This is a genomic window from Streptomyces aurantiogriseus (genome assembly GCF_014649375.1).
GTDB lineage: Bacteria > Actinomycetota > Actinomycetes > Streptomycetales > Streptomycetaceae > Streptomyces > Streptomyces aurantiogriseus.
Genome location: NZ_BMSX01000015.1, coordinates 90,497 through 102,991, shown reverse-complemented (window position 1 = coordinate 102,991; position 12,495 = coordinate 90,497). Strand labels below are relative to the sequence as shown.

The 12,495-nt window shown below is 72.7% G+C and carries 11 protein-coding genes; 7 read left to right on the top strand and 4 right to left on the bottom strand.

Annotated elements, in window-relative coordinates:
* Nucleotides 1-180: 180 nt before the first annotated feature.
* The gene (locus IE263_RS28945; RefSeq protein WP_189940764.1) at nt 181-1,368 is read left to right on the top strand and encodes a transglycosylase family protein; all 1,188 of its coding nucleotides are present in this window, start codon (nt 181-183) and stop codon (nt 1,366-1,368) included.
* Here the strand turns inward: IE263_RS28945 and IE263_RS28940 are convergent.
* Entirely contained in the window at nt 1,358-2,458 is a 1,101-nt protein-coding gene (locus IE263_RS28940) for a DMT family transporter (protein WP_189940763.1), read from the bottom strand. The two genes, IE263_RS28945 and IE263_RS28940, sit on opposite strands and share 11 nt — an antisense overlap.
* A gap of 230 nt (nt 2,459-2,688) precedes the next feature.
* Between IE263_RS28940 and IE263_RS28935 the strand changes: the two genes are divergently transcribed.
* From IE263_RS28935 to IE263_RS28915, 5 genes are all read left to right on the top strand, one after another.
* Nucleotides 2,689-3,438, top strand: coding sequence for a (2Fe-2S)-binding protein (locus IE263_RS28935; protein ID WP_229911213.1), 750 nt, complete (start codon nt 2,689-2,691; stop codon nt 3,436-3,438).
* A 38-nt stretch (nt 3,439-3,476) separates the two neighbouring features.
* On the top strand, nt 3,477-4,649 hold the full coding sequence (gene glgA, locus IE263_RS28930) for a glycogen synthase (RefSeq protein WP_189940761.1): 1,173 nt from the start codon (nt 3,477-3,479) through the stop codon (nt 4,647-4,649).
* A 49-nt stretch (nt 4,650-4,698) separates the two neighbouring features.
* Nucleotides 4,699-5,919: a glucose-1-phosphate adenylyltransferase gene (glgC, locus tag IE263_RS28925; RefSeq protein ID WP_189940760.1), complete on the top strand. Its 1,221-nt coding sequence runs from the start codon at nt 4,699-4,701 to the stop codon at nt 5,917-5,919.
* 155 nt (nt 5,920-6,074) lie between these two features.
* Complete coding sequence (locus IE263_RS28920) at nt 6,075-7,397, top strand: wax ester/triacylglycerol synthase family O-acyltransferase (RefSeq protein WP_189940759.1); 1,323 nt, start codon at nt 6,075-6,077, stop codon at nt 7,395-7,397.
* A gap of 103 nt (nt 7,398-7,500) precedes the next feature.
* Nucleotides 7,501-9,006, top strand: a complete 1,506-nt coding sequence (locus IE263_RS28915) for an SDR family NAD(P)-dependent oxidoreductase (protein WP_189940758.1) — start codon at nt 7,501-7,503, stop codon at nt 9,004-9,006.
* A gap of 56 nt (nt 9,007-9,062) precedes the next feature.
* Here the strand turns inward: IE263_RS28915 and IE263_RS28910 are convergent, their stop codons facing one another.
* The gene (locus IE263_RS28910; RefSeq protein WP_189940757.1) at nt 9,063-9,524 is read right to left on the bottom strand and encodes an inositol oxygenase family protein; all 462 of its coding nucleotides are present in this window, start codon (nt 9,522-9,524) and stop codon (nt 9,063-9,065) included.
* Nucleotides 9,525-9,980: 456 nt separating this feature from the next.
* Between IE263_RS28910 and IE263_RS28905 the strand changes: the two genes are divergently transcribed.
* The gene (locus IE263_RS28905) at nt 9,981-10,154 is read left to right on the top strand and encodes a hypothetical protein (RefSeq protein WP_189940756.1); all 174 of its coding nucleotides are present in this window, start codon (nt 9,981-9,983) and stop codon (nt 10,152-10,154) included.
* A gap of 83 nt (nt 10,155-10,237) precedes the next feature.
* On the opposite strand, the gene IE263_RS28900 is transcribed toward IE263_RS28905, so the two are convergent.
* Together IE263_RS28900 and IE263_RS28895 are read right to left on the bottom strand one after the other, a co-directional pair.
* Nucleotides 10,238-11,581, bottom strand: a complete 1,344-nt coding sequence (locus IE263_RS28900) for an amidase (protein ID WP_189940755.1) — start codon at nt 11,579-11,581, stop codon at nt 10,238-10,240.
* A gap of 114 nt (nt 11,582-11,695) precedes the next feature.
* Nucleotides 11,696-12,478 carry a FadR/GntR family transcriptional regulator gene (locus tag IE263_RS28895; protein WP_189940754.1) on the bottom strand — a complete coding sequence of 261 codons (783 nt, stop codon included), beginning with the start codon at nt 12,476-12,478 and terminating at the stop codon, nt 11,696-11,698.
* Between the last annotated feature and the right edge of the window lie 17 nt (nt 12,479-12,495).

Sequence of the window (12,495 nt, the reverse complement as noted above, 5' to 3'; positions counted from 1 at the left end):
GTCCGGGCCGTGTGCCGTCGCATCCGGACATACGCACCGTGCGCCCCACCGGCCACAGGACTGGCGCAACAGGGGTTGATTCCCGGTCGAGTTGAGACAGGGCGGCCGATAGTCGTCTTGTCCTGTCCGGTTGGCGGCCCTTACTTTTGCCCCTCCTGACGCATGTCGAGGGGGATCTTCATGGCCGTACGCGGTCGGCACCGCCGGTATCAGCCGAACAGGATCAACCGGGCCTCGCTCACTGTCACGGCGGGCGGCGCCGGCATGGCGATACCGCTCATGGGCACGGGCGTCGCCGAGGCGGCCGACGTGGACACCTGGGACAAGGTCGCCGCGTGCGAGTCGAGCAACGACTGGGACATCAACACCGGCAACGGCTACTACGGCGGGCTGCAGTTCACCCAGTCCACCTGGGAGGCGTACGGCGGCACCGCGTACGCGCCGCGCGCCGATCTCGCCACCAAGGACCAGCAGATCGCCGTCGCGGAAAAGGTGCTGAAGGGCCAGGGGCCCGGCGCCTGGCCGGCCTGCTCGGTCCGCGCCGGACTCACCCGGGGCGGCGACACCCCCGACATCCACCCGAGCGGCACGTCCACCCAGTCCGCCAAGAGCTCGCTGAAGGACGTACAGCCGCAGACCACGCCCCAGTCGCGGGCGGGCACCGCCCGGATGTACACGGTCGTCCGCGGCGACACCCTCTCCGGCATCGCCGACGACCAGGACGTGCGCGGTGGCTGGCAGCGGCTGTACGCCGCCAACCGGGCGACCATCGGGGCCGACCCCGACCTGATCGTGCCGGGCCAGCGGCTGAAGCTGCGTGGCGGGGCGACCTCGACGGCCACGTCCCCCGGCAGCACCTCGGGCACCTCCGGCTCCCGGACGGAGAGGTCCTCCTCGGGCACCGGGGAGGGGTCCTCCTCGGGCACGGAGAAGAAGACAACCGAGAGGAAGACGTCGAGCGGCCACGCCCTCGTCGCCCCGGTCAGCGCCGGCACCGGCACGCCGTACCACGCGACGGGTTCCTCCTGGTCGAAGGGCTACCACACCGGAGTCGACTTCCCCGTGCCCACCGGCACGACCGTGAAGGCCGTCGCGGCGGGCGAGGTCGTGACCGCGGGCTGGGGCGGGTCCTTCGGCTACCAGGTGGTGATCCGGCACGCCGACGGCCGCTACTCGCAGTACGCGCACCTGTCGGCGATCTCCGTACGGGACGGTCAGTCGGTGGGCGCCGGTCAGCGCATCGGCCGTTCCGGCTCCACGGGCAACAGCACGGGCCCGCATCTGCACTTCGAGGTGCGGACGGGACCCGGTTTCGGTTCGGACATCGACCCGCTGGCCTATCTGCGGGCCGGCGGCGTCAGGATCTGATCCGCTCGCGGGGCCGGCCGGGGACGGTCAGCGGGACGTACGGGCCGCCGTAGAACGGCCCGTACAGCGGCGGGGGTTCGGGAGCCTCGGTCGAGGCCGCCACCGGCTCCTCCACGGCCTGGGCCGGTATGAACACGACGTCTTCCCGGAGGTCCTCCCGGACCTCTGCCAGCGCCTTCTCCAGCCGCGCCGTGACGGGCTCCTGCGGGAACCCGCCGGGCAGACCGGCCGCGGGCGTTGCCACTGGCTCCGCCGTCTGCGCGCCCGCGAGCCGCTCGGTCGTCAGCAGGATCAGGCCACCCGCCGCCACCACACCGCAGCTCAGCGCGAGCGCGGTGCCCGTGGTGCCGTAGCGGAAGGTCTCGCCGAACATCGTGATGCCGACCGCGGCCGCCACCACCGGGTTCACCACGGTCAGCGTCGCGAGCGGGGCCGCGAGGCCGCCGCCCTTGTAGGAGGCCTGCGACAGCAGCATGCCCGCCGTGGCCAGGACGCCGATGACGGCGAGGGAGGGCAGGTCGGCCGCCGAGACGCCACCGGTCCAGTCGACCGCGACGGTCTTGGTGAACACGGACGACATGCCGAAGGCTATGCCGGACGCGGTCGCCAGCAGCATGCTGCGGACCGCCGGGTGCCGGTGCGCCGCCCGCCCTGCGATCATCAGGGCCACGACCGCGCCGCCGGTGACGAGGGCCGCGCCTATGCGCTGCGGGGTGGTGAGCGACTGCGCGTCGGCCGCGCCGACCAGGGAGAGCAGACCGGCCAGACCGATCGTCGCCATGATGGCGCCCCGCCAGGCCGTCGCCCCGGCCTTGCGGCCCACGAACAGCGCCGCCATCGGCAGCGCGAACACGATGGTCAGCGCGCCCAGGGGCTGCACGAGGCTGAGGGGGCCGTAGGCGAGCGCCACGACGTGCAGCAGTCCGCCGAGGCCGTTCAGCGCGACCGCCGCCCACCAGCTCGGCCGGCGCAGCGGCGCGTACTGTTCGTCGGGGTGGGACACCGCGACCTGCTCCTGCACGATCGCCCCGGCCGCGTAGGCGACGGCGGAGACGAGCGACAGGACCACGGACAACGCGAGGGCGCTCATGAGCTGTTCCTCTGCGTGAGGCGGGGGCCGGGGGCCCGGCGCGGCGAACGGTCGGCTCTCATGACCAACACGATGCCTTGTAGAACTGTTCCCGTCGTCGTCCCTGAGCACGCAATGGGTCCTACTACCGATGGAGTAGGAAGCGCCCGCACTCCTCCCCAGGGTGGGTGCCACCACTGGGGGATCCCCTGATCGCGTCCCCCTACGCGCCCTTGGTACTACTGCCCTTCGTGGACCTCGACTCCGATCTCGCCGCCCTCCGCCCGCTCGGCGGCTTCTTCGTCCTGCGCACCGCATCGCCCACGGCAGGAGAACCACCCCGGCCGATGCCGACCCTCGCCGAGGTATACGCGGACACCGCCTCGGATGTTCACCGGGATCCCCTCACGTTCCGCGTCCGGAAGGTCGCCCACGCCCTGCGCGCCCCCGAGACGCGCACCGCCGCCTCCGTGGCCCAGCAGGGGCTCGCGGCCCGCCTCTGGTCGGTCGCGCTCGGCTGCGCCGCCCTGTACGGCCGGCTCCCCGACCTGGATCCGCGACTGCTGCGCTGGGACCCGGACGGCAGCGCCCCGGACGACCTGTGGCTGACCGAGGTCCACGCCCGGCCCGGCGACGCGGCGGCCCTGAGCGAATCCGTGCTGTACGGCCACCTCGAACCGCTGGCGGCGGCCCTGCGCACCCGCCACCCCGTCGCCCCCGGCCTCCTGCGCGGCAACGCCGCGTCGGCGCTGGCCGGCGCGGCCCGCCAACTGGACCGGTGGGCGCGCGGTCACGGCCGTACCGAGGTCGCCGTCCGCTCCCGCGCCCTCACCGCCGAGCTCCTCTCCCACCCCCTGCTCGCCGCCACCGGCACCCTCACCGGCACCGCCTTCCGCCGCCGCAGCTGCTGCCTCTACTACCGGGTACCGGGCGGAGGCGTCTGCGGCGACTGTTGCTTCCCACGACCCCCGCGCTCTTCCCCGCGCGCCCCGTCTGGGTGACCATGAGGGAACCGGCCGCGGAGAATTGGGGGTTCCGGGTGCGAGTGGGACTGCTGACCCGGGAGTATCCCCCGGACGTGTACGGCGGCGCGGGCGTTCATGTCGAGTTCCTCGCCCGCGAGTTGAGGACGCTGGTCGACCTCGAGGTGCACTGCTGGGGCGAGGTCTCCCTGGCGGACCGGGCCGCCGGCGTCCTGCGCCACCGCCCCTGGTCCGCCCTCGACGGCGTCAACGACGCCCTGCGCACCTTCTCCGTCGACCTCGCCATGGCCGCCGCCCTCGAAGGCCGCGAACTGGTCCACTCCCACACCTGGTACGCCAACCTCGCCGGTCACCTAGCGAAGGAGCTGTACGGCGTCCCGCACGTGGTGACCGCCCACTCGCTGGAGCCCCTGCGCCCCTGGAAGGCCGAGCAACTCGGCGGCGGATACGCCCTGTCGAGCTGGGCCGAGCGGACCGCGGTGGAGGCGGCCGACGCGGTGATCGCGGTCTCCGGCGCGATGCGCGAGGACATCCTCACCTGCTACCCGACGCTCGCCCCGGACCGGGTGCACGTCGTGCACAACGGCATCGACACCGCCCTGTACCGGCCCGACCACGGCACCGACGCCCTCGCCCGGATCGGCCTCGACCCGGCACGCCCGTACGTGCTGTTCGTCGGCCGTATCACCCGCCAGAAGGGCGTCCCCCATCTGCTGCGCGCCGTCCGGGACATCGACCCGGCCGCGCAGGTCGTGCTGTGCGCGGGCGCGCCCGACACCCCCGAGATCGACCGGGAGTTCCGCGAGCTGTTCGAGGGGCTGAGCCGCGCCCGGGACGGTGTGCACTGGATCCCGCGGATGCTGCCGCGCCCGGAGGTGATCCAACTCCTCACCCACGCGGCCGTGTTCGTCTGCCCGTCGGTGTACGAGCCCCTCGGCATCGTCAACCTGGAGGCGATGGCCTGCGGCACGCCCGTCGTGGCCTCCAGGGTCGGCGGTATCCCCGAGGTCGTCGAGGACGGCGAGACCGGTCTGCTGGTCCCCGTGGACGACGGGGGCGAGGACTTCGAGGCCGGCCTCGCGCGGGCGCTGGACACCGTCCTCGGCGATCCGGAGGGCGCCCGCCGCATGGGAGAGGCCGGACGGGCCCGCGCGGTGGGGGACTTCGGCTGGGACGCGGTGGCCCGGCGCACCGTCCGGTTGTACGAGGAGATCCTCAAACAGGCGTAGCTCGCCCCGTGCGGGGCAATGATGGATCAACCGGGTGAGGGGAGCGGCCATGCGTCGTGGTGGACCTTCGGTCCTCGGAATCGTGCTGGCGGGCGGCGAGGGCAAACGCCTGATGCCCCTCACCGCGGACCGCGCCAAACCAGCGGTCACCTTCGGCGGTACCTACCGCCTCGTCGACTTCGTCCTGTCCAACCTCGTCAACGCCGACGTCCTGCGCATCTGCGTGCTGACGCAGTACAAGTCGCACTCGCTGGACCGGCACATCACCACCACCTGGCGGATGTCCAGTCTGCTCGGCAACTACGTCACCCCGGTCCCGGCCCAGCAGCGGCTCGGCAAGCGCTGGTACCTGGGCAGCGCCGACGCCATCCTGCAGTCGCTGAACCTGATCCACGACGAACGGCCCGAGTACGTGGCCGTGTTCGGCGCCGACCACGTCTACCGCATGGACCCGCGCCAGATGCTCACCCAGCACATCGACAGCGGCGCGGGCGTGACGGTGGCCGGGATACGCGTCCCGCGCCATGAGTCCTCCTCCTTCGGGGTGATCACCCCGGGTTCGGACGGCCAGACGGTCGAGCGCTTCCTGGAGAAGCCCGCCGACCCGCCGGGCCTCGCGGACGACCCGGAGATGGTCTTCGCCTCGATGGGCAACTACCTCTTCACCACCAAGGCCCTGATCGAGGCGCTCCAGCGGGACGCCGAGGACGAGAACTCCGTGCACGACATGGGCGGCTCGATCCTGCCCCAGCTCACCGAGCGCGGCGAGGCCCGGCTGTACGACTTCAGCGACAACCACGTGCCGGGCGAGACCACCCGCGACCAGGGCTACTGGCGGGACGTCGGCACGCTCGACGCGTACTACGACGCCCACATGGACCTGATCGCCGAGCGGCCCGCGTTCAACCTGTACAACCGCAGCTGGCCCATCTACACCCACTCCAACCAGCTCTCCCCGGCCCGTTTCAACGCGGGCGGCATGGCCAGTGAGTCGATCATCAGCTCGGGGTGCCTGATCCGCGGGCAGGTCACCCGGTCGGTGCTGTCGCCGGGTGTCGTGGTCGACCCGGGAGCCGTCGTCCAGGGCTCGATCCTCCACGACAACGTCCACATCGGCCGGGGCGCGGTGGTGCGCGGGGCGGTCCTGGACAAGAACGTCGAGGTCCCGCCCGGTGCCACGATCGGCGTGAACCCGGAACGGGACGCGGAGCTGTACACGGTGTCCAAGGGCGGGGTGATCGCCCTCGGGAAGGGCCAGCAGGTGCCGTAGTCGGTCCTGTTCTCGTCGCTTCCCTTTCCGGTGTCGAGCTCGTTTTCGACACACACTTAATCGACTGTTAACTGTACGTAGCCTGATCGTACTTGACCGTAATCGCCCGGGGCGATTGACTGCTGCCTCACCCGTCGTCGACGCGAGGCAAGCCCGTGACTCCTGATGATCTGCTGGCACCCCTCGACCTGGCGTTCTGGAACATCGAGTCCCCCGAGCACCCCATGCACCTCGGCGCGCTCGGCGTCTTCTCGTCGCTCTCGCCCGCCTCGGGCGCCCACGCGGCCGACCTGCTCGCCGCCCGGGCGGCCGCCGTCCCCGGACTGCGGATGCGGATCCGGGACGTGTGGCAGCCCACCGCCTTCGGTGGCGCGGTGCGCGAGCCGGACCCGGAGTTCGACCCCCTGCACCACGTACGGCTGCACGAGCCCACCGCCGACTTCCAGGCCGCGGCCGGCCGGCTCATGGAGCGCCCCCTGGAGCGTGGCCGTCCACCATGGGAGGCCCACGTCCTGCCGGCGCGGGACGGTGACTCCTTCGCCGTCCTGTTCAAGTTCCACCACGCCCTCGCCGACGGCCTGCGCGCGCTGACCCTCGCCGCGGCCGTACTGGACCCCATGGACCTGCCCGCGCCCCGGCCCCGCCCGGCCGCGCCGCCCCGCGCTCGCCTGCCCCGGGTGCGCAGGCTGCCCGGCCTGCTGCGCGGCGCCCTGTCCGATGTGGGCCGCGCCCTCGACATCGGCGCCTCCGTCGCCGTCCACACCCTCGGCATGCGCTCCACCGCCGCGCTCACCGCCGGGCCCACCGGCACCCGCCGCACCGCGGGCGTGGTCGTCGACCTCGACGACGTGCACCGGGTCCGCAAGGTCGTCGGCGGCACCGTCAACGACGTCCTGATCGCGGTCGTCGCCGGCGCCCTGCGCCGCTGGCTGGACGAGCGCGGCGACGGCAGTGAGGGCGTGGCGCCGCGCGCGCTCATCCCCGTCTCCAAGCGCCGCCCGCGTACCGCCCACCCGCAGGGCAACCGGCTCTCCGGCTACCTGATCCAGCTCCCCGTCCACGATCCCGATCCGCTCGGCCGGCTCGGCGCCGTCCGCGCCGCCATGGACCGCAACAAGGACGCCGGCCCGGGCCGGGGCGCGGGCGCCGTCGCCCTGCTCGCCGACCACGTCCCGGCCCTCGGCCACCGCCTCGGCGGGCCGCTGGCCGGCCAGGCCGCCCGGCTCTGGTTCGACATCCTCGTCACCAGCGTGCCCCTGCCCAGCCTCGGCCTGAAGCTCGGCGGGAACCCGGTGACCGAGGTCTACCCGTACGCCCCACTCGCCCGCGGCCACTCCCTCGCGGTCGCGATCTCCACGTACCGCGGCCGCGTCCACTACGGGCTGGTCGCGGACGCCGCGGCGGTGCCCGACCTCGACCGGTTCGCGCGGGCGCTCTCCGAGGAGGTGGAGACGCTCATCACGGCCTGCGACTCTTGACTGGCGCGGGTTTGGAGGTGTGGCCCGGCGCTCCGTAAACTTCCCCGTTCGAAAGCGGGCGCGGTCGGAGCGCCGCACGGGTCAGCAGGGAAACGGCAGCGCGATGACGGTGACAGAGGACGGCTCGGCGTTCACGGACGAGGTCATGGACGACGTCGTGTACGGGCCCGGCATCGACCCGGAGCGGCTCGCCGTCTGCCTCAGCGTGCTCGAGGAACTCGACACGCTGGAGATCGACCACCCCGACGCGATCACCGTGCGCCGGGCCACCGCCGGCATCTACCGCACGGTCAAGCAGCGCCGCCGCCAGGAGCGCCGGGCCGCCAAGACCGCCCACGACAAGGCGGTCACCGAGGCCACGGCGACCGGTTCCGCCCAGCGGATCGACGACGAGACGGAGGGCCTCCTGCCGTCGTCGATCACGCAGGAGGGGAAGATCGCGGGGATACTCCAGCGCCCGCGTTCCTGCTACACCTGCAAGACCCGGTACGTGGAAGTCGACTACTTCTACCACCAGCTCTGTCCTGACTGCGCCGACCTGAACCGCGCCAAGCGCGACGCCCGCGCCGACCTCACCGGCAAGCGCGCCCTGCTCACCGGAGGCCGCGCCAAGATCGGCATGTACATCGCGCTCAGGCTGCTGCGCGACGGCGCGCACACGACGATCACCACGCGCTTCCCGAAGGACGCCATCCGCCGCTTCAAGGCGATGGACGACTCGGCGGACTGGATGCACCGCCTGGAGGTCGTCGGCATCGACCTGCGCGACCCGGCGCAGGCCGTGGCCCTCGCCGACCAGGTCGCCGAGGCGGGCCCCCTCGACATCCTCATCAACAACGCGACGCAGACCGTACGCCGTCTGCCCTCCGCCTACGCCGCCCTCGTCGAGGGCGAGAGCGCCCCGCTGCCCGCCGGCGAGCTCCCCGCCCACCACGTCATCGGCGCCTTCAACTCCGGCGCGGTCGACGGCCTCGCCGCGCTGCCGATCGGCACCAGCGGCCTCGACGCGCAGAAGGTCGCCGACCTCGCCCTGGTCGCGGGCAACGCCAGCGTCGCCCGGCACCTCGACGGCACCGCCATCGACGCGGGCGGTCTGGTCCCCGACGTCGTCGACACCAACACCTGGGTGCAGACCATCGAGCAGATCTCCCCCGTGGAGCTCCTCGAGACCCAGTTGTGCAACTACACGGCGCCGTTCATCCTGATCAGCAAGCTCCGCCCGGCCATGGCCGACGCCGCCAGGAAGGCGACGAGCGGGCGCGCGTACGTCGTGAACGTCTCGGCGATGGAAGGTGTCTTCGGTCGCGGCTACAAGGGCGCGGGCCACCCGAACACGAACGCCGCCAAGGCGGCGATGAACATGGTGACGCGGACCAGCGCACAGGAGATGTTCCAGACCGACGGCATCCTCATGACCTCGGTCGACACCGGCTGGATCACCGACGAGCGCCCCCACTTCGACAAGCTGCGCCTCGCCGAGGCCGGCTTCCACGCCCCGCTCGACCTCGTCGACGGCGCGGCCCGCGTCTACGACCCGATCGTGCGCGGCGAGGTCGGCGAGGACCTGTACGGAGTCTTCCTCAAGGACTACGCACCCGGTAAGTGGTAGTGCCCGGCGGCCGGTGGTGAGGTCTCCGGTGGCCGTTCACCGGCTGCCGGACAGGGTCAGGGCCTGCCCTGGTCGACCGCCCCGAGCCGCGAGTTCCGCGCCGCCACCAGCTCCAGCACCGTCCGCCAGTCCTCCAGCACCCCCGCGTCGAAGCCGGCGACCCGGCCGTCCTCGTCCGCCTGGCGCAGGCTGAGCAGGTCGTCGTCGGCGGGGGAGCCCTGCCAGGGGTGGCGCCGGACCAGCCGTGCCACCCGCTCGCCGAGCAGTGGCCGTACGGCGTCGGCGACGATCTCGGCGCGGCCCACGACAGTGGTGGGCCGCAGCAGGCGGCCGATGGGGTGGACGAGTCCCGTCACCTGGAGTTCCTTGTCGGCGGGGCGACTTCGACGCAGCAGCGCCGCGGTCTGCAGCGCGTGATCGTGCAGGTCGACCCCTCGCCCGCGGTGCTCCGGGGCGTCCCACACGCCCCGCCCCGCGTACAGCAGATCCAGCAGCTCCTCGACGCTGCGCAGCTCCATGCGTCAGTCCTCCCGCGAGACAGCCGTAGTGACACGTCAGCAGATCATGGCGAGCTTGCGACGGAACCAACGGCACTTGAACTGAGCCACGACGAAGCGGCGGCGAGCCGCTGTAAGCCGTTCGGGTGAAGGTCAAAGGGTGTGCCGGCGGGCGGAAGGGTTCAATTCACCTGGGGGGACATGCGGGCGACTTGCCATGGTTACCCCAAATTTTCAGCCCTATCGAGCGGCCCCCCGCTCATTTGGTTAATCTATAGCGGACGGACAGCAGGACGGAGTGCCACCCAACACCCACGGTCCGTCATGGGACAGCCGGTTGACAACGGCCTGCTCTCCTCGGAGTTACCGGCGCCACCGCGTCCGAACTGCCTGCAGACAGAACCAAGGACGCCTCGAGCGCCGGACCGCAGACTGACCGGCACGCCCGAGGGTGACCCGACACATAAGGAGTGCGCGGTGACACCAGAGAAGACGAATCGCGAACAGCGCCCCAAGGAACGCACGGAGCGCGGGGGCCGCCGGCCCGGGGAGATCGGCAGCCTCGACGTGTGGGCCCGCTCGGCACCCATCCGCCTGGCCGGCTACGAGGAGGACCTCGCCGAGCCCCACATCCTGCCCAGCGTGGACTGACCCCGGGGCAGAACCCGTCGCGATCGCCTGCCGCATGGGCGTGCCCGCCACGCCCATGCGGATTCAGCCCCTCGCGCTCACCCTCACGCGAGCGGCGCCGTCCGCCGCCACGGACGCAGCTCCTCCAACTGCTCTGCCACCCGCAGCAGTTGCGCCTCCGACCCCGGCCGTCCCACCAGCTGAACCGCGGTGGGGGCGCCCGACGGCAGCGTCCCCACCGGAACCACCGCCGCCGGCCAGCCGGTGAGGTTCCACGGCGGCGTCAGCGGCGAGTAGTTCGTGTTCGCCAGGACGTTGCTCAGCCAGCCCCGCTCGTGCCACGGCGCCGACTTCGGCGAGCGCCGGGCCAGCGCCGGCGTCAGCAGCACGTCGTATCCCTCGAAGAACGGCTCCAGCCGACGGCGCAGTTCCTCCCGCGCCGAGCCGCCCCGCACCCCGCCGAGGAAGCGTCGTCCGACGGCGGCGTGCACCCGCGTGCGGCGGGCCAACAGGCGCGCGTCCAGAGCCCGTGCGTCGACGGCGGTGCCCGCCGTCCAGTGCGCGAGCGCGGTGACGCCCAGCGACAGCGGATACGGCGGCTCGGCCCGGCGCACCCGATGCCCCGCCCGCGCCAGCACCCCGGCCGCCTCACGCGCCGCGCCCACGTACGGCTTGCTCACGGTGACCCCGGCGAGCGGACTGCGCACGGAGACCGCGATCCTGAGCGTGCCGGGCTCCTGGGCCCGTACGACCTCGGTGCCGGCCAGCACCGACAGCATCAGGCGGGCGTCCTCGACCGTCGTCGCCAGGGGGCCGTTCTCGGACATGCCGAACCAGTCGCCCTCGCCGATCCCCGCGGGAACCACGCCATGGCCCGGCTTGATGGTGACGAGGCCGCAGTTGGCCGCCGGTATGCGCAAGGAGCCCATGCCGTCGTTGCCCAGGGCGATGGGCACCATCCGGGCGGCGACCGCTGCCGCGCTGCCGCCGGACGAACCGCCCGCCGTGCGCGCGGTGTCCCACGGGTTGCGGGCGGTGCCGTGGACGCCCTCGGTGGTCCCGAAGACACACAGCTCCGGCACGTTCGTCAGCCCCACGACCACCGCACCGGCCGCCCGGAGCCGGGCCACCGTGACGTGATCGGCGTCGGCGGGCGTGTCCGCAGTCGCGGCGGAGCCGACGCGCGTGGACTCGCCCCGCACGGCGAGGTTGTCCTTGACCGCCACCGGCACACCGGCCAACGGCAGGCCGGCCAGGTCCGCGCGGGCGCCCACCTCGTCCGCCTCGTCGAGCGCCGCCCGCGCCCGCACCGTACGGAACGCCCCCACCCGCCCGTCCAGCAGCCCGATCCGCGCGAGGTGCTCGACCACCACCTCGTGGGGAGTGGCCCGCTTCTCGCGTACGGCGGCGGCGATCTCGACGGCGGTCCGGCCGACCCAGGTGCTCACGGGCGCTCCTCGGGAGTGAAGATGTGCGGTTGTGTCCGTGCACCATGGCCTCTCACCGGCCTCCTCGGCCACCCCCGGCCGGGCACGGAGTTCACGGACCTTCCGGAGCGGAGTTCACGGACCTTCCGGAGCCGGCCGTACGGGAGCCGGAGCGACTGCTGAAGAAGGTGCTCCGGCGCTGCGCTGCGCCCGCAGCCACTCCTCCACCTCGCCCACGTGCGCGGCCGCCGCCGCCCGGGCCGCCTCCGGATCCCGGGCCGCCAGGGCGCGGTGGATCGCCGCGTGCTCGCGGCGGGTGCGGGCGAAGGCGTCCTCCTCCCGGTAGCCGCGCCAGACACGGGCGCGGAAGGTGCGGGAGGACAGGCCCTCCAGGATCGCCGCCATCGTCTCGTTGCCGGCGGCGGCCGCGATCTCCCGGTGGAAGGCGAGGTCGTGGGCGAGGATCTCCTCCGGGTCGTCCGTGGCGTTCATCGCGGTCAAGTGGCCTTCCACGGCGGCAAGTTGCTCCGGAGTGATGCGGGCGGCGGCCAGCGCGGTCGCCGTCGACTCCAGAATGCGCCGCACTTCCAGGAGCTCGACCAGCCGCGGCCCGCGCGAGAGGTCGGCGACCACGCCGAACGTCTCCAGGAGGTCACCGGCCTGGAGCTGTGTCACGTAGATGCCGGAACCGTGCCGGGCCTCCACTACGCCCAGGACCGTGAGGGCGCGAATCGCCTCCCGCATCGAGCTGCGGGAGATGCCCAGCTGTGCCGCGAGGTCACGCTCGGTCGGCAGCCGCTGGCCCGGCTCCAGCAGGCCCTCCGCGATCATCGCCTTGATCCGCTCGATGGCGCGCTGCGTCACCGTGCCCTTCGCCACGGCGGGCCCGCTCCGCGGGGACTCGTCGGCCTTGTCCACGTCATCTCTCCTGTCAC

Bases quoted from the DNA above. Each gene is read 5' to 3' on its own strand.
- IE263_RS28945 (WP_189940764.1), top strand. From the start codon at position 181: ATGGCCGTACGCGGTCGGCACCGCCGGTATCAGCCGAACAGGATCAAC.
- glgC (WP_189940760.1), top strand. From the start codon at position 4,699: ATGCGTCGTGGTGGACCTTCGGTCCTCGGAATCGTGCTGGCGGGCGGC.
- IE263_RS28910 (WP_189940757.1), bottom strand. From the start codon at position 9,524: ATGGAGCTGCGCAGCGTCGAGGAGCTGCTGGATCTGCTGTACGCGGGG.
- IE263_RS28915 (WP_189940758.1), top strand. From the start codon at position 7,501: ATGACGGTGACAGAGGACGGCTCGGCGTTCACGGACGAGGTCATGGAC.
- IE263_RS28940 (WP_189940763.1), bottom strand. From the start codon at position 2,458: ATGAGCGCCCTCGCGTTGTCCGTGGTCCTGTCGCTCGTCTCCGCCGTC.